This window comes from Actinocorallia sp. A-T 12471 (genome assembly GCF_033875155.1).
In the GTDB taxonomy this organism is placed as follows: domain Bacteria; phylum Actinomycetota; class Actinomycetes; order Streptosporangiales; family Streptosporangiaceae; genus Actinocorallia.
This window is the reverse complement of the sequence record NZ_JAWZTE010000001.1, coordinates 614120-636369: the sequence shown is the minus strand read 5'-3', so window position 1 is coordinate 636369 and position 22250 is coordinate 614120. Positions and strand designations below refer to the sequence as shown.

19 protein-coding genes are annotated in these 22250 nt (G+C 68.8%); 8 read left to right on the top strand and 11 right to left on the bottom strand.

Features of this window, described 5'->3' with window-relative positions; genetic code table 11:
- Positions 1–51: 51 nt before the first annotated feature.
- Entirely contained in the window at positions 52–2832 is a 2781-nt protein-coding gene (locus tag R9X44_RS03000) for a hypothetical protein (RefSeq protein WP_319812374.1), read from the top strand.
- 34 nt (positions 2833–2866) lie between these two features.
- Here the strand turns inward: R9X44_RS03000 and R9X44_RS02995 are convergent, their stop codons facing one another.
- Positions 2867–3634 carry an SGNH/GDSL hydrolase family protein gene (locus tag R9X44_RS02995; protein ID WP_319812373.1) on the bottom strand — a complete coding sequence of 256 codons (768 nt, stop codon included), beginning with the start codon at positions 3632–3634 and terminating at the stop codon, positions 2867–2869.
- Positions 3635–3783: 149 nt separating this feature from the next.
- On the opposite strand from R9X44_RS02995, the gene R9X44_RS02990 reads away from it, so the two are divergent.
- Entirely contained in the window at positions 3784–4863 is a 1080-nt protein-coding gene (locus R9X44_RS02990) for a dihydrodipicolinate reductase (RefSeq protein WP_319812372.1), read from the top strand.
- Entirely contained in the window at positions 4860–5342 is a 483-nt protein-coding gene (locus R9X44_RS02985) for a carboxymuconolactone decarboxylase family protein (protein ID WP_319812371.1), read from the top strand. The genes R9X44_RS02990 and R9X44_RS02985 overlap by 4 nt, the downstream gene beginning before the upstream one ends.
- Positions 5343–5462: 120 nt before the next feature.
- Here R9X44_RS02985 and R9X44_RS02980 read toward each other — a convergent pair whose 3' ends face one another.
- From R9X44_RS02980 to R9X44_RS02965, 4 genes are all read right to left on the bottom strand, one after another.
- Positions 5463–6476 carry a phage holin family protein gene (locus R9X44_RS02980; RefSeq protein WP_319812370.1) on the bottom strand — a complete coding sequence of 338 codons (1014 nt, stop codon included), beginning with the start codon at positions 6474–6476 and terminating at the stop codon, positions 5463–5465.
- Between the two features lie 161 nt (positions 6477–6637).
- On the bottom strand, positions 6638–8203 hold the full coding sequence (locus R9X44_RS02975; protein ID WP_319812369.1) for a GMC oxidoreductase: 1566 nt from the start codon (positions 8201–8203) through the stop codon (positions 6638–6640).
- Between the two features lie 228 nt (positions 8204–8431).
- On the bottom strand, positions 8432–9763 hold the full coding sequence (locus R9X44_RS02970) for a VCBS repeat-containing protein (RefSeq protein WP_319812368.1): 1332 nt from the start codon (positions 9761–9763) through the stop codon (positions 8432–8434).
- Between the two features lie 122 nt (positions 9764–9885).
- The gene (locus R9X44_RS02965; RefSeq protein ID WP_319812367.1) at positions 9886–10293 is read right to left on the bottom strand and encodes a hypothetical protein; all 408 of its coding nucleotides are present in this window, start codon (positions 10291–10293) and stop codon (positions 9886–9888) included.
- Positions 10294–10419: 126 nt separating this feature from the next.
- Between R9X44_RS02965 and R9X44_RS02960 the strand changes: the two genes are divergently transcribed.
- Positions 10420–11328, top strand: a complete 909-nt coding sequence (locus R9X44_RS02960; protein WP_319812366.1) for a D-alanyl-D-alanine carboxypeptidase family protein — start codon at positions 10420–10422, stop codon at positions 11326–11328.
- Between the two features lie 20 nt (positions 11329–11348).
- Here the strand turns inward: R9X44_RS02960 and R9X44_RS02955 are convergent, their stop codons facing one another.
- Positions 11349–12080 (bottom strand): ABC transporter permease, encoded by a 732-nt coding sequence (locus R9X44_RS02955; protein WP_319812365.1) that lies wholly within the window; start codon positions 12078–12080, stop codon positions 11349–11351.
- Positions 12077–12982: an ABC transporter ATP-binding protein gene (locus R9X44_RS02950; RefSeq protein WP_319812364.1), complete on the bottom strand. Its 906-nt coding sequence runs from the start codon at positions 12980–12982 to the stop codon at positions 12077–12079. The genes R9X44_RS02955 and R9X44_RS02950 overlap by 4 nt, the downstream gene beginning before the upstream one ends.
- A gap of 110 nt (positions 12983–13092) precedes the next feature.
- Between R9X44_RS02950 and R9X44_RS02945 the strand changes: the two genes are divergently transcribed.
- The 4 genes from R9X44_RS02945 to R9X44_RS35675 all read left to right on the top strand — a co-directional run bounded on the left by R9X44_RS02945 (position 13093) and on the right by R9X44_RS35675 (position 16924).
- Complete coding sequence (locus R9X44_RS02945) at positions 13093–14508, top strand: sensor histidine kinase (protein WP_319812363.1); 1416 nt, start codon at positions 13093–13095, stop codon at positions 14506–14508.
- A 10-nt stretch (positions 14509–14518) separates the two neighbouring features.
- Positions 14519–15178 carry a response regulator transcription factor gene (locus R9X44_RS02940; RefSeq protein ID WP_319812362.1) on the top strand — a complete coding sequence of 220 codons (660 nt, stop codon included), beginning with the start codon at positions 14519–14521 and terminating at the stop codon, positions 15176–15178.
- A 410-nt stretch (positions 15179–15588) separates the two neighbouring features.
- Positions 15589–16281 (top strand): hypothetical protein, encoded by a 693-nt coding sequence (locus tag R9X44_RS02935; protein ID WP_319812361.1) that lies wholly within the window; start codon positions 15589–15591, stop codon positions 16279–16281.
- Positions 16282–16567: 286 nt separating this feature from the next.
- Complete coding sequence (locus tag R9X44_RS35675) at positions 16568–16924, top strand: tyrosine-type recombinase/integrase (RefSeq protein WP_413774896.1); 357 nt, start codon at positions 16568–16570, stop codon at positions 16922–16924.
- Between the two features lie 462 nt (positions 16925–17386).
- Here R9X44_RS35675 and R9X44_RS35670 read toward each other — a convergent pair whose 3' ends face one another.
- From R9X44_RS35670 to R9X44_RS02915, 4 genes are all read right to left on the bottom strand, one after another.
- Positions 17387–17902, bottom strand: a complete 516-nt coding sequence (locus R9X44_RS35670) for an HNH endonuclease (protein ID WP_413774905.1) — start codon at positions 17900–17902, stop codon at positions 17387–17389.
- Between the two features lie 692 nt (positions 17903–18594).
- Positions 18595–19248, bottom strand: a complete 654-nt coding sequence (locus R9X44_RS02925) for a hypothetical protein (protein ID WP_319812359.1) — start codon at positions 19246–19248, stop codon at positions 18595–18597.
- Positions 19245–20711 (bottom strand): N-6 DNA methylase, encoded by a 1467-nt coding sequence (locus R9X44_RS02920; protein WP_319812358.1) that lies wholly within the window; start codon positions 20709–20711, stop codon positions 19245–19247. Before R9X44_RS02920 ends, R9X44_RS02925 begins: the two co-directional genes overlap by 4 nt.
- Positions 20712–20765: 54 nt before the next feature.
- Positions 20766–22244 carry a class I SAM-dependent DNA methyltransferase gene (locus R9X44_RS02915; RefSeq protein ID WP_319812357.1) on the bottom strand — a complete coding sequence of 493 codons (1479 nt, stop codon included), beginning with the start codon at positions 22242–22244 and terminating at the stop codon, positions 20766–20768.
- Between the last annotated feature and the right edge of the window lie 6 nt (positions 22245–22250).

Genomic DNA, 22250 nt, shown 5'->3' with positions numbered 1-22250 from the left:
CCCCTCCTCGACGTCGCCGTCCTCTGCGGGCTCGACGCCCGGACCACCGCCGTGCTCGCGGCGCTGCTCGAGGAGGTGCCGCCGCCGTCGGACCCGACGGTGCAACTGGCCTTCGACGACCCGGCGATCCTGCGCGCCGAGCTCGTGCGCGGGCTCGGCGACCTCGCCGCCGGGCTGGCCCGCGCCGGGGACCGGCCGCGCGAGATCACCGCGCGGCGCGTCCTCACCGGCCTCCTGGGGCCCGGCGACCCGCTGGCCGGGGCGCTGCGCGAGCTCGCGGCCGCCTACGCCGCCTCGGGCGATCTGGAGGCCGCGGTCGCGGCGCGCGGGCGGGCGTTCCGGCTGCTCGAGTCGATGGCCGCCGAGGACGAGCGGCGCTGGCCCGACGTGCTCGCCGACGCGGCCGCCTACATGGCCCTGCTCGCCGAGGCCGACCGGCACACCGACGCCGCCGTCGTCAGCAGGCGCGTCGCGCGCGGGCTCGCGGCGATCGTCGCGGCCGGACGCGAAGGGCTGCGGCCGGAGTACGCGCGCAGCCTGCGGCTGTGGGGCGACGGGCTCGCCGGCGACGACGAGTTCCTTGAAGCCGCCGACGCCGTCAGGCAGAGCGTCGAGCAGTTCAGGCTTGTGGGCGACCGTTACTCGGCCGCGCTTTCCCTCGCCCGCGTCAGCACGCTCCAGGCGCTGTCCGACGACCTCGAGGGCGCGCTCGCCACGTCCCGCGAGGCGCTGACCGAGGTCCAGGCGCTCGCCCGCGAGGACGTCGACGGCGACTGGCGGATGACGCGCTGCTCGGCCGTGCAGACGGTGGCGGCGCGGCTCGCCGCGCTCGACCGTCCGGAAGAGGCAGCCGAGGTGCTTCTGTCGGTCCGCGCCGGTTTCGCCGCGCTCTATGCGGAAGACGGGGAGATCCTCCCCTGGTACGCCGATTATCTCGAGGACCTCGCGACGGCGTGCGCGGCGGTCGGCGCGGACGCCGAGGCGCTGCGGGCCGCCGAGGACCTCGTGCGCATCTACCGCGACGCGGGCGAGTGCGGCCCCTCCACGGGCCCGGACCGGGAACTCGCCTTCGCCCTGCTCCGGTTGACCGGCCTTCTGCGCGACTCCGGAGACGTAGGACAGGCCGTCGTGGTGGCGCGGGAGGCGGCGGCGCTGTTCCGCGAGCTCGGCGACGACGCGCGCCTCGTCCACGTCCTGTGCCTGCTGAGCGACCACCTGTCCGTCCTTGACGAGGCAGACGACGGGCTCGACGCCGCGCAGGACGCCGTGGAAGCCGCGCGGGCCAAGGCCGGAAGGCCGCTCGCCGAAGCCCTCATCACCCTGGGCAACCGCCTTGAGGGCAGGGAGCTGACGGACGAGGCGTTCAGCGCCGCCGCCGAGGCCGTCGAGGTGCTCGCCGACCTCGAAGGGCACGTCGACCTCCGCGCCCCCGCCCTGTACCACCGGGGGTCGCGCGCGCACCGGCTCGGCCTGCACGACCTTGCCCTGCTCTCGGCGCAGGAGTCCTCCGCGCTGTACCAGGAGCTGTACGAGGAGGACCTGTCTTACGGCCTCCTGCTGGCCGACGCCCTGTGCCTGCTGGGGCAGGTCCGCGAAGCCGAGGAGAGCTTCGAGCACGCCGTCACCGCGATGGACAGGGCGGTCAGCCTCCTTGAGCGGATCAACCGCCCCGGCTTCCCGCGCGCGGCAACCGCGCTCGCCGTGGCGCTGCATGACGCGAGCCGCTACCACGAGCGCATCGGCGGACTTGAACGCGCGCTAGGGCTGATGCGGCGTGCGATCGCGCTGTACGGCGAGCTTGCGCGCGACGAGCCCGACAGGTTCCGGCCGCTGCTCGCCGGCGCGTGGCGCTCACTCGGCATCTACCTCGCCAAGCTCGGCCACACCGAGGAGGCGTTCACCGCCGCGCTGTTCGACGTCGACCTGCACCGCGAGATCGGGGACCTGCCCAACCTCGCGCAGGCGCTGCGCGCACTCGGGCTGCACCACGAGACGCTGGGCAGGCGGGACGAGGCCGTCGAGGTGACGCGGGAGGCGCTGGAGGCGTACGAGGAGCTGCACCTGTTGCGGGGCGGCCCTTACTTCGCCGCGCAGACCGGGCTTGTGGCGAGCCATCTTGCGTCACTGGTGGGGGACGCCGGCGAAGCCGTCGCCTTGCGGGAGCGCGCGGTGGCGCTGCTCGTCGAGGCGGGACAGGACGCGGAGGCGAGCGCTGAGCTTATGCGGCTGCTGCGCGAACGCTGCCTCGCCGGCGACGACGTCGAGCCGACGATCGAGGCGATGCGCGCGCACGAGGACGCCGTCGGCGCGGTGTGCGGGCTGAACGCGGTGGCCGACGAACTGCTCGAGGAGGGCGCGTTGGAGGCCGCCGACCTGCTGCACACCCGCGCGTGGGCGCTGTGGGAGATCCACCTCCTTGAGGTCCCCGACGCCTCGCCCGCCCCGGCCGTCACGCTGCTGGAGACCGACGCGGTGCTGCGCGCCAGGCTCGGCCTGCCCGAGGCCGCCGCGCGGGCGCAGGCCGAAGCTCTTGAGCTGCTCGAGCCCCTGCTCGACCCGGACGCCGCCGACCACCGCAGGGCGCTCGCCCGCTCGCTCGGCAGGCTCGCGGGCTATCTCGCCGACGCCGACCTGCCCGCCGAGGCCCTTCCGCACCAGCGCCGCGCCACCGACCTCCACGAGTCCATCGCCACGAGCGTGCCCGCCCACCGCGCCGCCCTGGCCGCCGCCCTCACCGTCCTGGCCGACCTCCAGTCCCGCACCGGCGCCCCCGAGGCCGCCCGCACCCAGGCCCGCGCCACCGCCCTCACCGCGGCCCTCCCCGACGAATAACCGCCCCCGCCCCGTCAGGCGGGGGCGGGGTGGGTCAGCCGCCCAGCGCCGTGGTGACGGCGGGGAGGTAGCCCTGGGCGTGGCCGGTCGCGGTGGGGTGGATGTTGCCCGAGTCGATCCAGGGGGAGGTCGTGCAGATCTCGTGGCCGGCGAAGCCGGGGCGGGCGTCGGCGAAGGTGAAGCCCGCGGCCGCGGCGCGCGCGGCGAGGACCGCGGTGAGGCCGTCGGCCGCGGTGTTGATCATGTCGCGCTTGGTGGCGCTGAGGCCGCCGAGGCACAGGCCGCCCTGCTTGTACAGGCGCGGGTACCCCACGACGACGACCTTCGCCTGCGGCGCGCGGGCGCGTATCTGCGCGTAGAGGGAGTCGAGCTTCCCGGGAAGCTGGTTCTGCACGAACGCGGTGCCCTCGTTCAGCGCGCGCTGGCACGACAGCGTGGTGCCGTACTGGCACGACAGCATGGTCGAGGCGAAGCCCGAGTCGTTGCCTCCGATGCTGACGGTGACGTGCGTGGTGGTGGTCCGCAGGGCGGAGAGCTGGTTGGCGACCACGTCCGGGATGGTCGCCCCTCCGCACGCGACGAACCGGAAGGTTATGCCGGGACGGGCGGCGGCGTACTTCGCCGGGTAGGCGTTGGCGCTACGGGTGCACAGCACGTCGGTGTAGGAGCCCGCGCCGGTGCCCGACGAGTACGAGTCGCCGAGAGCGACGTACTCGGCGGGCGCGGCTTGCGCGGGAGGGGCGGCGAGTGAGGCGGCGATGCCTACGGCCGCCGTACCGAGCAGCAGACGCGACAGGCGCATGGTCTCTCCTTGGGGGGTGGGATACGGCTCTCGCAAGGATGAGGACCCGCCCCTACGCGGCGCATCGGGGAAATCACCGGCCTGGTGGAGGTGCATTCGGCTGGCTTGTGACTCTGTTCACACAACCAAACGCTTGCTAGGCTGCGCCTATGATCTCCACGATTGTCTGGGGCACCGGCAATGTCGGCCGGGCCGCGATCAGGGCCATCGAGGCCAATCCGGAACTGGAGCTGAGCGCGGTGATCGTGCACAGCGCCGATAAGGTCGGCCGCGACGCGGGCGAGCTGTGCGGGCTCGAACGCGAACTCGGCGTCGCCGCGACCTCCGACGTGGACGCCGTCCTCGCCGCGCGCCCCGGCGCCGTCGTGTACGCCGCGTCCGGGGACATCCGCCCCGACGACGCGCTCGCCGACATCTGCCGCGCGATCGCGGCCGGCGCGGTGGTCGTCACCCCGTCTCTGTACGCGCTGTACGACCAGCGCAACGCCCCCGCCGAGATGCGCGAGCAGGTGCTCGCCGCGGTCGCGCAAGGCGGCGGGTCGCTCTTCGTCTCCGGCGTCGACCCCGGCTGGGGCAACGACGTCCTGCCGATCCTGATGACCGGGCTCGGCTCGGTCGTCGACGTCGTCAGGTGCCAGGAGATCTTCGACTACACCACCTACGACCAGGAGGACTCGGTCCGCTACCTGGTCGGCATGGGCCAGCCGCTCGACTACGAGCCGCCCATGCTCGCGCCCACCGTCCCCACGATGGTCTGGGGCGGCCAGGTACGGCTCATCGCCCGCGCGCTGGGCGTCGAGTTGGACGAGGTCGTAGAGACGCTCGACCGCCGCGCGCTGGACCAGACCGTCACGACCAAGCTGATGGGCGACTTCGAGGCTGGCACGCAGGGCGCGGTCCGCTTCGAGGTGCAGGGCATCGTCGACGGCGAGCCGAGGATCGTCATCGAGCACGTGACCCGCATCCACCCGTCGTGCGCGCCGGACTGGCCCACGCCGCCGACCGGCGACGGGGCGCACCGCGTCATCATCGAGGGCCGCCCGCACATCGAGGTCAGCGTCGAGGCCGTCGACGAGGGCGGCAACCGGTCGGCGGGCGGCAACGCCACGGCCGTCGGCCGCCTGGTGAACGCGATCGACTGGCTCGTCGCGAACGAGCCGGGACTCTACGACGCCCTTGACGTCCCGCTGCGGCCCGCGGTGGGCAGGCTCGGAAGGAAGCCGGAGTGAACATCGACATTCCGCAGGGAAAGGACCCCATCCTCTACGTGTGGGGTGAGCTCGTCCCGGGCATCGGGCCCGCGGCGTCGGCCTTCTCCCTCTCGGTGTATGAGCACACGACCCTCGGCCTGCGCGAGTTCGAGGCGGCCAGGCTGCGCGTCGCGCAGATCAACGGGTGCGTGTTCTGCCTTGACTGGCGCACCGAACGCGACGGGGAGAAGGTCGAGGACTCGTTCCTCGACGCCGTGCAGAACTGGCGCACCACCGACGAGTTCGACGAGCGCACGAGGCTCGCCGCCGAGTACGCCGAGCGGTACTGCACCGACCACCACGGCCTGGACGGCGAGTTCTGGGACCGCATGTCGGCCCACTACACGCAGGTCGAGGTGGTGGAGCTGAGCATGAGCATCGGCTCGTGGCTCGCCTTCGGGCGGCTCAACCACGTGCTCGGGCTCGACGCCATGTGCATGCTGCCCCGGCCTTCCTGAGGCGCACTGCAGCGTTCCGGCCCGGCCGCCCGAAGGCGACCGGGCCGGAAACCCCCATCCCCAGGGGTCTGGCACCGCCGGGCCGGCCGGGAGTTCCGGTGGCCTCGGCGGAAGCTGCGGTCAGCGGTGCGCGTAGCGCGGGGCGGGGATGTCCTCTCGCGTCGGCGCGGACTGCCGGTCGTGGCGCGCCGCCTCGATCTGGCGCGACTCCTCGGCCTTCTGGGTGGGGCTCTTGCCGCGCGGGGTATCCCCCTTGTTGCCGCGGCCCAGCGCCGCGGCGACGGCGACGAGCACCACGCCGACGCCCAGGGCGGCGGCCCACAGCGGGACGACGACCGCGAGCAGCGCGATCACCGCGACGACGATGGCCGCCGCGCCCAGCGCCGCGGTGGTGGCCGCGGCGGTCGGGCCGGTGCCGGGCGCGGGGCGCTCGGCCTCGCGGGCCCTGGCCTCGGCCTCCTTCACCTCGGCGGCGGCGCCGCGCACCTCGGCGCGGACCATGCGCGCCATCTCCTCGCTCGCCTGCTGGAACAGACGGCCCACGCTCTGCTGCAGGGTGTCCCCGGCCTGCTCGACGCGCGCCGCGGCGGCCTCGTGCCGTCCGCGCTCCGCGCCGTCGAACTCCGGCCGAACGGCCTCATACCGCCCGGAACGCTCCCCGATCACGCCGTCGTGGCGCGAGTCGCCCTCGTAGCGCGGCTCATCCGCGAACCGGGACCGACCGTCATAGCGGGCCTCGCCGGGGCGCGCCTCGTCGTAGCGGGCGTCGTCGTCGCGGGGGCGTGGGTCGTTCGGGCGGGCCGCCTCGTAGCGGCGGTCTTCGCCGGGGCGGGCCACGTCGTCGTAGCGGGCCTCGCCGGGGCGGGCTCCGGCCTCGTAAGGCTGCTGGGGACGGGCCCCGTCATAGTGGGCCTCGCCGGGGCGCGCCTCGTCGTAGCGGGGCTCGGCGGGGCGGGCGGGGGCGTAGGGCTGTTGGGGGGCTGCCTCGGCTCGGGGCTCGTAGGGGCTCTCCGGGCGGGCTGCCGCCGGGGTTCCGGCGACGCGGCGGTCGGCGGGAGGGGTGCCGGGGGCGGGCTGTGCGGGGGTGTCGGTTTCGGGATGGGGAACGCGGTGATCGGGCTCTGCCTCTTTCATCGTTCCTTTCCCTTCGCGTCGGAAGTTCATGGAACAAGCTCTTCCCGGTAACGGTTCAATAAAACCTTCACCTGATGAGGCGGGTCGAGAAGCCCTTCGATGACCCCGACGGGATACCGGCCGCACGCGCCCGCGGCCGGCTTCGCGGGATCAGACGGTCATCACGCCAGCTCGTTGGCGAGGATGTTGTCGATGTTGCGCTCGGCGAGCGCGGTGATCGTCACGAACGGGTTGACGCTGGTGTTGCCGGGGATCAGCGCGCCGTCCATGACGTACAGGCCGCTGTAGCCGTGCAGGCGGCCGTAGTTGTCGGTCGCCTTGTTGAGGACGGCTCCACCGAGGGGGTGGTAGGTGAGGCCGTCGTGCCAGATCTTGTAGACGCCGAAGAGGTCGGTCCGGTAGATCGTCCCCTCCTTCTTGTTGATCTTGTCGAAGATGGTCTTCGCCATGTTGATCGACGTCTGCTTCCAGGAGGTCTGCCAGCTGAGGTCGACCTTGTTGGCGGCGGCGTTCCAGGAGAACTCCGCACGGTGCGGGGTGTTGGTGATCGACAGGTAGAACGACGCGTACGTCTCGATACCGGTCGGCAGCGGGGCGACCTCGGCGAACGCCCCGCCGGCGTTCCAGTTGTCGATGCCGGTCGTCGGGATGGACGACTGGACGGTGCCGGTCGCGTCCCACATGTGGTTCGCCCGGCCGCACATGACGTTGCCGTTGTCGCCCCAGCCCTTGCCGATCTCGTTGTTGAGGTTCGGCAGGGCCCCGGTCGCCTTCAGCTTCACCAGCAGCTTGCTGGTGCCGACGCTGCCCGCGGCGAAGAAGACGCGGTCCGCGCTCACCGTCTTGGTGGCCGTGACGTCACCTGCGGTGTTGAGCACCTCGATGGAGACGTTGTAGCCGCCCGCCGCGCGCGGCGTCACCGAGGTGACCCGGTGCAGGGTGGAGATCGCGACCCGGTTCGTCGCCTTGGCCTGGGCGATGTAGGTCTGCTGGAGGCTCTTCTTGCCGGCGTTGTTGCCGTAGATGACCTCGGCGTTCAGCGCCGACTTGGGGACGGTTCCGGCCGCTTCGGCCTTCATGTAGTCCCAGTCGTAGACGTTCGAGACGAACACGTGCGGGAAGTTGGACCGCTCGGCGTGCTTGCGGCCCACCCGCGCGTACTTGTACGCCGCGGCGTTCTCCCACCACGACTGGTCGATGTCGGTCACGCCGAGCCCGGCGCGGGCGCGCGGGTAGTACAGGTTGTACATCTCGGCGGCGTTGACCGACGGGAGGATGCCGGAGAAGTTGGCCTGCGGCGGGGTGACGGCCATGCCGCCGTTGACGAGCGAGCCGCCGCCGACGCCGCGGCCCTGGTAGACGGTGATGCCCGCGAAGTCCTCGGCGTCGAGGATGCCCGCGTGCTTCGGGACGTCCTTGTCGATGGGGAAGCCGAGGAAGTTGCTGAGCGGCTGCTTGGTGCGGGTGCGGAGCCAGTAGGACCGCACGTCGGGGCTGCGGGTGTTGGCGAAGATCTTGCCGTCGGACCCGGGGGTGTCCCACGCCTGGCCCATCTCCAGCATGTGGACGTCGATGCCCGCCTGCGCGAGCCGCAGCGCGGTGACCGCGCCGCCGTATCCGGTGCCGATGACGAGGACCGGGACGTGCGAGCCCGGCGCGATGGGCGCGGGCAACGGCGCGGCGGCGGCCGGAACCGCCTTTCCGAGCAGCGTCGCGGCTCCCAACATAGAACCGGTTCCAGCAATGAATCCACGCCGGGAAACCTGGAGCCTTCGCGCTCTGTACATGCCTTCATCACTCATGTGATGCACCTCACTCCTTTCGAGCTAGAACACGTTCTATCTCGTGGAGTGAGCCGCGTCACTACCCCCAGGACGGCACAATGTGGCCACGATCACATCTGGACTAATGCGAGAACATCCGACTCACGCGGCCCAGCAGGGACGTTCTTCACATCAGTGGCTGAGGAGGGTGAAACCGTCGGAGGTTCCGGAAGCCGAGCGGAGCACACGGACGCTTGATGTCCCCGCCGTATGGAGGTGGAGGCGTGCGCCGCCGTAGCCGTCGCGCGAGGTGAACAGGGCGTCGGCGCGGGAGTCCCCTGCGACGTTCACGAGCGACGCGTGCGCGGCGTAGGCAACGGCTTCGGACTCGCCGCCGTAGACGCGCAGCCGAGGGCCGACGCCCTGCGCGGTGCCGGGGTACAGCGCGACGTACGACGCGAAAGCCCACAGGCCCGCGAGGACGTCACCACGGCCGTCTCCGGTGAGGTCGCCTACCGCGAAGACCCCTGAGGCCGGGGCGTCGCCGCCCGTCTCGGTGACCCTGGGCGCGGCGAAGGACTTGCCGGTGGACAGCTGGGTGGCGAAGCCCGTGGGGCCGTCGGCGTCCGGGGCCTCGGTGCGGACGAGGTCGGCGCGGCCGTCGCCGTCGAGGTCGCCCAGGGCGAAGCGCAGGGGGCGGTCGGCGGGCGTCGTCCAGCGCGTCGCGGTCGCGGTGCGCGGGCCGCTCGACGAGCCGGGCAGCAGCGTGAAGCGCTGCGCTCCCGAGCCCTCAGCGGGCGGCTGTGACGCGACGAGGTCGGCGCGGCCGTCACCGGTCACGTCGGCGGAGGCGAGGAACGTGCCGAACCCTTTGCGGCCGTCTGTGAGCCGTACCGCGCGCTTGGTCGTCAGGCCCTTCGCGCCACCCCTAAGGACGAGGACGCCCGCCTTACCCCGGTCGCTCCGGACAGCGAGGTCGGCGTAGCCGTCGCCGTTGTAGTCGCCCGACGACATCACCGTGCCGAACCGCAAAGAGTCCGACGTGCCTTGCGCGCTTCCGGGGCCCTGCTGCTGTGCGGGGAAGCCTGGGGCGATCTCCTTGGACCGCTTGCCTGTGAGGCCCTTCTTGGAGCCGTACAGGACGACGACCTTGCCCGACGTGCCCACGGCGAGGTCGGCGAACCCGTCGCGGTCGAAGTCCCCGCTGACGAGTTCCACGCCGAACCGCTCACGCGACCGCGACCGGTCGGGGACGCCCGGCGTGTCCCGGGTGAGGGTCCGCCACCCTTCGCCGGGCCGGCGCGCGCCGTCCAGGACGAGGATTCCGCCCGCCTTCTTACGGCCCTTCACTGTCAGGTCGGGACGGCCCGCGACGATGTCGGCCCTGCCGTCCCCGTTGAAGTCCGCGGCCTTGGCGGGCTGCCTTGCGGCCTCCGCGGCCGTAGCGCCTTGCACGACCGCCCCTACGGCGATCCCCACGGCCGTCACCAGCGCCGCGCTCTTACGCATGCCGTTCTTGCGCACACCGTCCTCCTCGTACGCCGCGCGGCTCGCGTTTACGTGCCGCTCCAGGCCCTCAGAGGACGCCGACGCCCACCGCCCGGTTCGCCGGGGTACGCGGAGTTAAGCGGCTGTCGTCCGAATGTTCATGACCCGAGCGAGATGACCGCCGCGTCCCCGTCGCGTGCGATGACGCGCAGCCGCAGCATCCGCGACGGCGACGTGCCGAGCCACGAGATATTCGTCCCGATCCCGCGCATCTGGGTGGAGCCCCTGCCGCCCGTCCGGTAGGCATATCTCCAGGTGGAGTCGCCGGGATCGTAGGAGAACCTGGTGAATCCGAACCGTGCGTTCAGCGGGATCGTGGTCCGTCCGCGCACCCGGATCTCGCAGTTCCCGTCGAAGCACGCGGCCACGTCGGTCCCGTCGGCCGCGCGGGGCAGGCCGCCCGCGCCGCCCGCGCTCGACCCTCCGGCCCCCTCACAGCCCGCACACGCGCCAAGGAGCGCGAGCGCCGCCGCGGCCGTCCCGCCCAGATCCCGAAGCCAAGACATGACGCAGAGTCTTACACCCATGACGCTCCGCCGCGTACCGATCCGGACGCCCGACACCCGAGCGGAATTCTCAAGATCGCGGTAAGGTCTCGGCGGCCGGGACGAATCCGACGAGAGGGACATCCAGTGCTGAAGAAGCTGACCGCGACGGCGCTCGCGGCGTCCATGATCACGCTCGTCCCGGTGGGCCAGGCCGCCGCGAAGCCCAAGGCCCCGGCGGGCGTGACGGCGTCGTCGGCGATCCTCTTCGACGCCACCACCGGCAAGGTCCTGTGGAAGCGCGCCCCGAACAAGCGGATGCCCGTCGGAAGCATGAACAAGGTCGCGCTCGCGATGGTCGTCCTGAAACGAGGCGACCTGAGCAGGAAGATCACGATCAGGCAGAAGTACAAGGACTGGGTCGACGGCTGGGGCGCGAGCAACAGCCACCTCGTCCCCGGCGACGTGCTCACCGCCCGCCAGCTCCTCGAGGCGATGCTCATCGAGTCGGGCAGCGACGCCGCCTACGCGCTCGCGGAGTCCTACGGCGGCACCGGCGGCTTCCTCGGCGCGCAGGACAAGATGAACGCCCTCGCCAAGAAGCTGGGCATGACCCGCACGCACTACGCGTCCTTCGACGGCCAGCCCGCCAAGGGCGACCTGACGACCGCCGCCGACCAGCTCAAGCTGGCCAGGCACGCGATGAAGAACAAGACATTCGCGAAGATCGTCAAAACCGTCAGGAAGGACATCACCTCCCTGAAGGGCCGCAAGTACCCGCTGCGCACCCACAACCTCCTGCTCAAGAACAGCGGCCGCAACGACGACAACTCCGGCTACCCGGGCCTGTACGGCATCAAGACCGGCTCGACGGCGTCGGCGGGCTCCTGCTTCATGTTCGTGGCACGCCGCAAGAAGCACACCGTCTACGGCGTCGTCCTCAAGAGCTCCACCGCGCTCGGCCGCTTCCAGGACGCCGCCAAGATGCTCAACTGGACCTACGGCACCAAGACCGCCGTCACGCTGACCCCGGCCCCGCCGCGAACCGCCCCCTGAGCGGGGGCGGCCCGGGCGGCTCACTGCCACCGGAACAGCCGCACGGCGAGCGCGCAGAAGACCGCGAGGCCCGCCGCGAGGACGGCGAGGTGGGACAGCTCGGGCCAGTCGCCCGCCCATGTGGCGCGCAGCGCCGCGATGAACGGGCCGACCACCGAGTAGTCGCTGACGGTGCGCAGCGCGTCGGGCATCACCTCGCGCGGGATCCACATGCCCGCCAGGAACAGCAGCGGGAACATCGAGACCGACCCGATCGCGGGCGCGGCCTTGGCGTTGGCGACGGAGGCGATGATGAGGCCGAGCGCGAGCAGCGCCGCCGCGCCGAGCAGGAAGACCAGGACGAACCCTGCGAGGTTCCCCGGCAGCCGTGACCCGAACACCAGCGCCGCCGCCACCACGATGAGGAGCGCGCCGAGCGCCGCCACCACGAGGTTCAGGACGAGCTGGGCGGCGAGCAGCCGGGCCGGGTGGACCGGCGTGGTGGACATCCGGCGCAGCACGCCGTGCTCCCGGTAGGTGGCGAGCGCGTTCGGCAGGATCGTGAACGCGGACGTCAGGAGGGCGAGCAGGATCATCGTGGCCGGGAGCTGGGCGTCCACGAACCGTTCGCCGCCGAACGCGGGATCGGGCTTGCGCAGGTCGGGGATCTGGCCGATCCCGAGCAGCAGGCCGACCGGCAGCAGCAGCGCCAGCGCCCCGGCGAGCGGGTCGCGCAGGAACAGCTTGGTCTCCACGAGCAGGATCTTGTTCATCGAAGCTTCCTTCCGGTGAGGGCGACGAACGCGTCGTCAAGGGTGGCCTGGTCGACGCGCAGCTCGGCGGGCACGACCCCGTGCGCGGCGAGCGCGAGCGTCACGGCGGGGACGAGGTCGCCCGTGCCCGTGACGACGACGTGGCCGCCGTCGCGCAGCACGTCGCCGACCTCGGGCAGGGCGGTGAGCAGCGTGACGTCGAAGTCGGCGGAGGGCCTGAACCGCATCCGCTGGCCGCCGCCGATCCGCGCGACGAGCCCGTCGGGGGTGTCGGTCGCCACGAGGCGGCCCGCGTCGATGAGCGCGATCCTGTCGCAGAGGCGCTCGGCCTCCTCCATGAAGTGGGTGACCAGCACGATCGTCACGCCCGAGTCGCGGATCTGCTCGACGAGCTCCCACGTGTCACGGCGCGCCTGCGGGTCGAGGCCGGTCGTGAGCTCGTCAAGGACGGCGACGCGCGGCCTGCCGACCAGGGCGAGCGCGACCGACAGCCGCTGCCGCTGGCCGCCCGACAGGGCCGAGAAGAACGCGTCGCGCTTGTCGGCGAGGCCGACGCGTTCCATCAGCTCGCGCCAGTCGGCGGGGTCGTCGTAGAAAGACGCGTAGAGGTCGAGCGCCTCCCACACCCTGATCTTCTCCGGCAGCGCCGCGCTCTGGAGCTGGACGCCCAGGACGCGGTGGAGCGCTGCCTTGTCGTCGGCGGGGTCGATCCCCGCGACGCGCACCGTCCCGCCGTCGCGCTCGCGCAGGCCGGCGACGCACTCGACGGTCGTGGTCTTGCCCGCGCCGTTCGGGCCGAGGATGCCGAAGATCTCGCCGGGTCCGACGGTGAACGACACGTCGTCCACCGCGACATGGTCTTTGTATCGTTTGCTGAGGTTCGCTACCTCGATGACGTTCATGGCTAAGAAGCTAGAAGCGACGCCCATGTCGCCACATCGGCGCTGATTGCCGGACAAAGGTGTACCTAGGTGCCATAGGAGCACTCGTCGGCATCCGCGAGACTCATGCCATGCGGAACTACGGCCATGTCCTCGTGCTGCTCGCACTCGTCGCCGCCGAACTCGTCGCGCTCGCGACCGCGGTGCTGTGCGTGCTGCTCACGTTCGGGCTCGGCATGGTCTTCGTGTTCCCGCCCCAGACGACGCTGACCCGGCGCGTGACGGGCGCGGCACGGCGGCTCGCCGAGGCGTCCGCCGGCGTCCGGATCGACCCGCCCTACCTGCCGAAGCCGCCGCCTCCGCGTCCCCAGGCCGACGGCATGTACCGCTCGGACCGCACGCTGTACAAGTCGCCGAGGGTGCCCGCTTGGAACGACCGCTGGAAGTGGCTCGTCAGCGACCCCGCGACCTGGCGCGACACCCTGTGGCTGCTGCTCGACCCGCTCATCAAGACCGCGCTCCTGCCGCTGCTGCTGCTGTCGCCCGCGCGCGGGCTGCGGGTACACGCGCAGTGGAGCACGCTGCTGCTCGCGCCGACCGCGTCCAGCAGGCTCGCCCGTCGTCTGGAGAGCGTCACCCATGCGCGGCACCTCGCGGTCGACACCCAGGCCGCCGAGATGCGCAGGATCGAACGCGACCTGCACGACGGCGCCCAGGCCAGGCTCGTCGCGCTCGGCATGACCCTCGGGGCCGCCGAACAGCTCATGGACAAAGACCCCGACGCGGCGAAAGCCCTCATGGCCAAGGCCCGCGAGGCGTCGGCGGACACCCTGACCGAGCTGCGCCGCGTCATCCACGGCATCCACCCTCCGGTCCTCGCCGAACGCGGCCTTGGCGACGCCGTACGCGTCCTCGCCTTGGACAGCGCGTTGCAGACCTCGGTGGAGGTCGACCTTACGCACCGACCCGAAGCACCCGTAGAAGCCGCCGCCTACTTCGCGATCAGTGAGCTGCTGTCCAACGCCGCCAGGCACTCCGGGGCGGCCTCGGTGCACGTCACGATCAGCGGGCACGGGCCGAACCTGCTCGTCACCGTCTCAGACGACGGGAAGGGCGGGGCGGACCCGTCACGGGGGACGGGGCTGCGCGGCATCGAGCGTCGGCTCGCCGCGTTCGACGGGACCGTCGCGTTCGAGAGCCCCCCGGGAGGGCCCACCACCGTCGTGCTCGAACTGCCGAAGGTGCTCCCGCAGCACTGGTCCGGCCTGCCCGCTGAACTGCCGCGCTGGAAGACCGCCCTGGTCATCGGCCTGTGGACGACGTTCTGGTGCCCGCTGTTCCCGCAGGGCATCGTCGCGGGCTCCCTGAAGGCGTTCGGCGTCGACGAGCGGTCCTGGTTCCTGGCGCGCTATCTGCCCGAGCCCTGGCAGTGGCCGTGCATCGCGTTCATGATCGTCCTCGGCACCGCGATGGCCGCGCTCGCCGCCGCCATCCCCGCCACCCACCGCCGCGAACCCCCCGTTCCGCCCTTCGGCAAGGCGGCGTAATGTCCTCCTGATGCACCGCGTACTCGTCGCCGAAGACCTCTACCTCCTGCGCGACGGCCTCGTCCGGCTCCTTGAGGCGCACGGCTTCGACGTCGTCGCGGCTGTGAAGACCGGGCCCGAGCTGCTGAAGGGGCTGCTCGAACTGCGTCCCGACGTGTCCGTCGTCGACGTCAGGCTGCCGCCGACGCACACCGACGAGGGCCTCCAGGCGGCGCTCGCGGCCCGCAAGGCGATCCCGGGGCTGCCGATCCTCGTCCTGTCCCAGCACGTGCAGCAGCTGTACGCGCGCGAACTCCTCGCCGACGGGTCCGGCGCGATCGGCTACCTGCTGAAGGACCGGGTCTTCAACGCCGCCCAGTTCGTCGACGCGGTCAACCGTGTCGCGTCCGGCGGCACCGCCATGGACCCCGAGGTCATCGCCGCCCTCCTCGCACCCGCCCCATCCGACCCCCTGTCCACCCTGACCCCACGCGAACACGACGTCCTGGCCCACATGGCCCAGGGCCTATCAAACGCCGCCATCTCAACAACTCTCCACCTCAGCGAAAGCACCATCGCCAAACACACCGCCGCCATCTTCACCAAACTCGACCTGGCCCCCTCCGACGACACCAACCGCCGAGTCCAAGCCGTCCTCACCTACCTCCAAACCCGCCACCCCCCAACCTAACCCCCCACCACCCCCTGTGCCCTTCACCCCTTGGCCCTTTATCCCCCGGGCCGGCCGGGCAGGGCCGGGCGGGCCGGGGGCAAAAGGGTGGAGGCTAGGTGGTCTAACACGGGTTTTAACATTCTGTTAGCTTCTGGCTACTATGCGAACTATGGGGTGGTGGGTGGGGGTTAGATGCCGAGGCTGCGGCCGATTACTTCTTTCATGATTTCGGTGGTGCCGCCGAAAGTGCCCCGCAGCGATCTTGGGGTAGGACTAAAGTCATGAAACCGCAGGTCAGAGCCCATTTTATGGGGCCGCGTACCACCGGATGTTAACCGGTGATCATGCGTCCGTCTAACAAACGATCTAACACGACGCCCGCCGTGAAGCGGTCGCCGGAGCCCTCTTCTTCGTGAAGGAGGTGCCCGATGCCCTACGTCATCCAGCGAGCCGACAAGGACGGCAAACCCCGCTACACGGGCATGTACCGGACGAAGGACGGACCGTACCGCTCCGCCGGAACCTACGACGACCACCGCCGAGCGTACGAGGTCGCCGAGCAAGAAGAGCAGCACATCCACAGCCTCCTCCAGGAGACCAGCCCCGCTGACAAAGCGCGCACGACCTTCCTGGAGTTCGGCGAGACCCGTTTGTTCCCCCGCCACAGAGCCAGCGCCGCGACCATGCAGGGCTACTTCTCCGTCGCCCAGCTCTACATCTACCCCTACCTAGGCCGACTCCGCGTCAGCGAGGTCAACCGCGAGACCTACTACAACCTCCTCATCAAGACCCTCCCCCAGGCCGAAGTCCCCCACAGCGCCATCCTCGCCACCCGCAAGGTCCTCTCGGCCATGTGCGAGATGGCCTGGAACGAGGGCTACCGCTCCAACAACCCCGTCCGCAGCATCCGCCTCCCCTCCGCCCCCACCAAGCCGGTCCTGGTCGCCAGCCACGACCAATGGCACCTCCTGGAGGAAGCCCTCACCTACCCTCCGGCCCGCTCCACGCCCGCCTCAACGTCACCACTTGGGCCCGACGCTGCGAGCTCATCAGCCTCCGCCCCTGCGACTTCGACTTCGGCAAACAGCTCCTCACCATCACCCGCTCCAGCGTCCGCGTAGGCGCCCGCTTCCACCCCACCGGCCGCGCCGGCTGGATCACCAACCCCCACCCCAAGAACGGCGACTGGCGCCGCTTCACCATCTCCAAGCAGATGTGCACAGCCCTCCAGGACCACATCGCCGACGACGCCCTCCTCTTCCCCCAGTGGATGTTCGCCTACAAGAGCCTCATCACCCCCGACCAAGCCGCCGAGCCCGACCTCCTTCCCATCGTCACCAAGACCGGCAAGATCCACCACCACGTCACCACGGGCGCCCGCTACGGCATGAACTGCGCCTGCCCCGAATGCCGCTCCTTCGCCGCCGCCTACCAACGCGGATGGCGCCACCGCCAGTTCACCACCTCCACCCGAGCCAACCCCGTCCGCACCGACGGCACCGAGTTCCTCACCCCCGCCGTCTGGACCGCTTCTGGAACCACGCCCGAACCCAAGCCTCCCTCCCGCCCACCTTCACCCCCTACAACGCCCGCCACACCGGCATCAGCTGGGCCATCGCCAAGGGCATCGACCTCCAAAAAGTCCGCCAACGAGCCGGCCACGGCAGCCTAGAGGTAACCTCCCGCTACGCCGCCATCCTCAACGAAGAAGACACCACCCTCGCCGACGCCCTAGAAGAAATCTTCGACTCCTTCAAACCCTAAACCACACATCGGCATGAATTTCGAGCAGGGTGCTGAACACGTCTTGAGCACCCTGCAAGAACTCCTAACAAAAGGTGTGAGCCGGAACACTGGCTCCGGGGATCCGGGTTCCGGCCGGTCTGGGTGGTGGACATGCTCCAGATAGAAACGGCCAGCATCAGTGATCTCCGCACGCCACACGCCTCCCGCCCGCGGCGTGCGGACCAGGCCCTGCGCCCGCAGCGCGGGCGACTGTCGTCGCCAAAGCGGACTTCCGAGAACTGACCGATTCCTCGCCCGCGCCGATGCGCTCCAAAAGCTTCAGTTGACGCTCGTTCAGCTTCGACTATCTCCGCACCCTGCCAGGGCAGCGCAAAAGACCCACACCGCAACCAATTCGCCAAAACCCGCCTCGCTGGGCCAGGTTTCTCCGGCCTCGGATTCCACTAGACGACTACCGCCAGGAGAAGCCCAGGGCCGGTATTAAGAAGAGCCTCCGCCAAGGATCAGCTCAGCGAGCGCCCTGTCCTCCGAGGTGGGCGTCTGCTCACGGCGCCCCGGGCCATAACGCCCGTACAAGACGCGGTCGGCAAGGGCTGCACGCGCGCCCGCAGGACTATGGCGTGGACTCGTCTCGTTGTTCTGGTTGCAGAACAGGTGAGTCAGTACAACATTGTCGAGAGTGTCCGCACCCCCCTGCCAAATCGCAAAGATGTGATGAACGCTCGGCGTACACGGATGCGGTGCCCTGAACTCGCGACTGACAGGTGATTCGCAAATCAGACACTCCCAACCGTCGCGGTCGCCAATCTCCTGGACGGTGTAGCGGTCCGCAGGGCCAGCGGCCTTAATGAGTGCTCGACGACGCCGGCCCTGGCGACGCTTGATGGCTCTCCAGATCTGCAGTCGGCGTGCTTCGTCATCAAGTCGCAGCCACGTTGTCTGGTCGAATATCTCATACTCCCACCGGCCTGGACCTCCACCGGTGACCTCAATCATGTTGATGCGAGCCACAAGTCCATTGTGTCGGCCCCTATTGGCATCTCCGCCGCCACTCATAATCGTGCCGACTGGACGAACCGGTGATGAGGGGTGGAACATCCTGTCGGCCGCGCTCACCGAACATCTCACCACCGCGCAAGACCTCCTACCACCAGCCGATGCCGAGCCCCGGCCCCGGCCCCGGCCCCGACCGAACCGTTGGCGACCGGGTTGTCATCGCCGGGTCGATCGATGCTCCCTGGCCACCAGGAGGACCAACCAATAGTCGGTGCCGGTAAAGCCGATCCGCCACAAGTTCCACGTCCTCCTACACGCCTCCGAGTACTCGTCCACGACGGGCAGGAGTTCGTCGCCGGCACGAACGACTCGTCACCAGGCCGCTCCCGCCCTGACCTCGACCCCATCTGAAGGTCCTGGTCCACAAACCGAAAGCACTGACCGGAGCGAGCGCCCTGGAGCCACCACGCCCCGGTTCGCACCTCGTAACGAGCGGCTTGCCTACAAGTCCACCACAGGACGACACGCAGGCGCTGAGAGATTCTCAAGCTGGTCGGCATCTACCGCACGAAACCGGCTCGCTGATCGGCGTAGCAGTGCCCTCAAGAAGGCCGGAGCACGTCCAATACGGCTCCAGCCTCCCAAGGTGCACCGCGCCGCGCCGGGCCTGACAGACGGAACCGTTCATGAGATCAGCGCAAGAGCCCCGCAATTGTCGTCCCCACGTGAGCGATCCAGTCGAGAGTGAGCTGGGCATCGGTCGCGCTCATCGGCGTACGCTGACCCTGCTCATCCAGATCCGCACGATGGGCGATCTTGTCGCGGCGCTCGCCGATCCCGTCCTGCTTGGCGATTGCCTGATGGGCAGGTAGTTGGAGCGGGTCACCGATGTGCTTCCAGATCTGGCCGCCATCGAGGTGCAAGGCGAGCCGAAGTCCATCGGTAATGGCGCTGCTCTTCTGGTACGTACTGCGTTTCAGCTCACGCTCAAGGAACTGTCGTATAACCACGCGGGCCGGCGTACTTCCCCGATAAAGCCTCTCGGCTTCTCCCATGGAGAGCTTAAGCGCTTCCAAGCGCGCGGGTCTCTTCCAATTGATGTCACCGGTGTGGTCAACGATGTAGGCGATGATCGCCTCATGAAGCCAATGATCGAGTGCGCTCACGCACTGCGTCCAGGAGGCACGGTAGAGGTCGTCAGGGTGGGGAGCGTTGTCGCTGGTGAGCGCTCCCAGATCGACTCGGGCCCGCCCAAGCTTCTCCAAAGTGACACCCCCATGGATCATGCGCTGGGCGTACTGGAGGTTGTCGGTGAACCTCTGGAAAGGAGTTTTGCCCATGCTCACGTCTCGGGCTCCATGACGTCGGGTGTCGCCGGGAGGGTGGCGGCAAGGATTTCGAACGCCTTCGCCGCGGCCTTCAACTGGTCGGCAATCTCCTGTGCGAGAGTGCGTGGATCAATCGTTTCCGTTGCTGCCGAGCCGTCATTGACGGCGATGTCAAGTCGCCAGTTGTAGGTGGTTCTGATCTGGTCGAAAGTGACCGAGACGGCCGGACGGCCCGGTACCGACACGCGGTCAGAGTGGTACCAGGCGACGAAATCATCAAGATCGGATCGCTTGAGCGGACTGTGGGACGACTGGAAGTGTCGACCGGTCCGGAAGTCGTAAACGTCCAGTCGCTTGGTGGCCGGAGTACCGTCGGGTCGTGGCGGTTTACGGTCGAAGAAAAGGATGTTGGACTTGACACCAGGGCGGTCGAAAATTCCGGTCGGGAGACGCAGGAGGGTGTGCACGTCGCAGTGCTGGAGCAACCACGTCCTGCGGAACTCGGCGTCCGCATAACCAGCAAAGAGCACATTGTCCGGGACGAAAACGGCAGCTCTCCCCCCATTAGGCAGGGCAGTCGCGATGTGCTGCAGGAAATTCAGCTGATTGCTGTTCGTGTCAACAATCAGATCCGTACGTCCCTGGGGCCGCGGCGCAGTCGTCTTGAATGGCGGGTTACAGACGATCAGAGTGGGTTCTACAGCCGATCGAGCGGCAAGGGTGTTCCTCTCTTCGATCGGCGGCGGCGAATTGAGCTGGAGGCCGAGGCTGAGCACTATATTCATAGTGGCGAACCGGCACAGCCGCTCATCGAGATCGTATCCAAATACGGCGTTGGGAGCCAGTTGCGCGTCTTCCCCGACTACTCGCCGGGCTTCCGCGTCCCTTCTCATGGCTAGGCCGGCTGCCACGAGAAGTGAGCCGGTCCCACCCGCAGGGTCGAACACCCTGTCCGTAGTCACAGGGCGCACACAGTCGATAACAGCGGAGACGAGCGCCTCGGGCGTAAGCGTCTGTCCGGAGTTGATGTTGAAGTTAGCGCTCGCCTCGTGCAGAAGCAGACGGTAGAAATCTCCCAAAGTCGCTGGAAGGAAACCACTCCATTGGAGCTGGCCGATCTCATCGGAAATCAGCGCCTGCAGCTTCGCGGGGTTACGAATCGAAGCTTTGGCCTTTCGGAAGATGACGGCTTTGGTCCGCTCATCCTCGCTGATGCCATCCGTTTTGCCGCCCTGCTCGAGCACGTGGGCGTACTGCCTCTCCAGCTCGCCTCCCGACTGGCTCCTGAGACTGGACCAGCCCAAGCCGTTCGGCACGACCTGCACACGGCGGATCGAACGCCTTCCCCGCTCATCATCGATCTTCAGGAAAAGCAAGTACGTGAGCTGCTCCACGTACTCAAGGGGGGACACACCTTCGACGCTTAGTTCCCGGTCGTAGAAGGACCAGAGCGAGTCGAAGAGCGAGCGAGCGGACGTCACGTTCTGTCACCTCCCTCACGGGAAGACCGAATACTCGTGACGCGACGTGGCAGGTCAGTCCTGAATGTCGGAATCCTCACGAGAGGACTTTAGCGCCCGCAAGGACTCAGCGATCACTGAAAATTCAGCGAGGGCGGCTTCCAGCTCCTCAACGATCTCTTGCGCAATGACATCGGGATCCTGTAGCACCTCGGTGGCCGAGTCCTGGAGGAAGGTGAGGTCCAGGTTGACCTTGTCGCGGGCGATGAGGTCGCCGTACTCGTACGCCTTGAACCTGTCGACCTCGAAGCGGGCACCCTGGTCACCCGGCCGATAGCACTTGACGAAGTCGTCCAGGTGAGCGCGTGTGAGTGGGGATCGCTTCATGGTGAAGTTCTGGCCGGTCCGAAGGTCGTAGACCCACAACCGCTTGGTACGAGGCGAGCCGTCGGGACGGGGTCTCTTCTTGTCGAAGAAGAGCACGTTCGCCTTTACCCCACCGGCATAGAAGATGCCAGTGGGGAGCCGCAGCAGGGTGTGTACGTCGCATCGGGTGAGCAGCTCTCGCCGGATGGTCTCGCCGGCACCTGACTCAAACAGCACGTTGTCTGGGAGGACGACAGCGGCCCGACCGTCCATGTTCAGCAACGTGTAAATGTGCTGGACGAAGTTGAGCTGCTTGTTTGTGGTCTCTGTCCATAGGTCCTGGCGAGCCTTGGCGTAATTTTCACCGGTAACCGTCCCAACCCCGAACGGTGGGTTTGCCAAGATCACATCGAATCGCTTTGCGGGAGGTGCCGCCAGCGAATCGCGGACGTCGATCAGCTCTTCGCCATTCGGCTGCCCGATCCCGTGGATGAGCATGTTCATCGATGCTAGGCGTGCCGTCTCACGCACAAGCTCCACGCCCTGGATGGCCCCGCTGTTCAGCGCACGTCGCCGGTCGCTGTCCAGCTCTGAGCCGTGATGGCGGACAATATGGCTGTGCGCGGCGATCAAAAATCCGCCGGTGCCACAGGCTGGGTCAAACACCGTGTCGGTAGGCCCCGGGTCAACGCACTCCACCATCGCGTCGATCACAGGACGGGGCGTGAAGTACTGCCCAGCGCCAGTCTTACGGTCCTCGGCTCCACGCTGAAGCAGCCCCTCATACGCGTCGCCCTTGACATCCGTGCTTTCGCTGCCCCAGTGGTACTGCCCGATCAAGTCCTTGACGAGTCTCTGGAGCACCGCAGGCGATTGAATCTTGTTCTTTGCGCCATCGAAGATCGAACCTAGCATTCCATGTTGTCGGCCCAACAGCGGAAGGATGTGTTCGTACTGGTCGAGCAAGTCGTCACCCGACTTATTCACTAGACTCGCCCAGTCCATTCCTTCTGGAATGATCCGCTCGGGATTCAGCGGCCGGTTCGCCCGCTCATCCGCAATCTTGAGGAAAAGTAGATAGGTCAGCTGTTCGACATAGTCGAGCGTGGAGACCCCGCTGTGGCGAAGGAGCTCGCAATAGCTCCATAGCTTCTGAACCAGATCGCCGGAATCTGACCTTTGTTCCATAGCCAT

Coding starts and splice junctions, on each gene's coding strand:
- R9X44_RS02995 (WP_319812373.1), bottom strand. CDS start 3,634: ATGCGCCTGTCGCGTCTGCTGCTCGGTACGGCGGCCGTAGGCATCGCC.
- R9X44_RS02990 (WP_319812372.1), top strand. CDS start 3,784: ATGATCTCCACGATTGTCTGGGGCACCGGCAATGTCGGCCGGGCCGCG.
- R9X44_RS02980 (WP_319812370.1), bottom strand. CDS start 6,476: ATGAAAGAGGCAGAGCCCGATCACCGCGTTCCCCATCCCGAAACCGAC.
- R9X44_RS02975 (WP_319812369.1), bottom strand. CDS start 8,203: ATGTTGGGAGCCGCGACGCTGCTCGGAAAGGCGGTTCCGGCCGCCGCC.
- R9X44_RS02965 (WP_319812367.1), bottom strand. CDS start 10,293: ATGTCTTGGCTTCGGGATCTGGGCGGGACGGCCGCGGCGGCGCTCGCG.
- R9X44_RS02955 (WP_319812365.1), bottom strand. CDS start 12,080: ATGAACAAGATCCTGCTCGTGGAGACCAAGCTGTTCCTGCGCGACCCG.
- R9X44_RS02950 (WP_319812364.1), bottom strand. CDS start 12,982: ATGAACGTCATCGAGGTAGCGAACCTCAGCAAACGATACAAAGACCAT.
- R9X44_RS02945 (WP_319812363.1), top strand. CDS start 13,093: ATGCGGAACTACGGCCATGTCCTCGTGCTGCTCGCACTCGTCGCCGCC.
- R9X44_RS02940 (WP_319812362.1), top strand. CDS start 14,519: ATGCACCGCGTACTCGTCGCCGAAGACCTCTACCTCCTGCGCGACGGC.
- R9X44_RS02935 (WP_319812361.1), top strand. CDS start 15,589: ATGCCCTACGTCATCCAGCGAGCCGACAAGGACGGCAAACCCCGCTAC.
- R9X44_RS35675 (WP_413774896.1), top strand. CDS start 16,568: ATGCCGCTCCTTCGCCGCCGCCTACCAACGCGGATGGCGCCACCGCCA.
- R9X44_RS35670 (WP_413774905.1), bottom strand. CDS start 17,902: ATGATTGAGGTCACCGGTGGAGGTCCAGGCCGGTGGGAGTATGAGATA.
- R9X44_RS02915 (WP_319812357.1), bottom strand. CDS start 22,244: ATGGAACAAAGGTCAGATTCCGGCGATCTGGTTCAGAAGCTATGGAGC.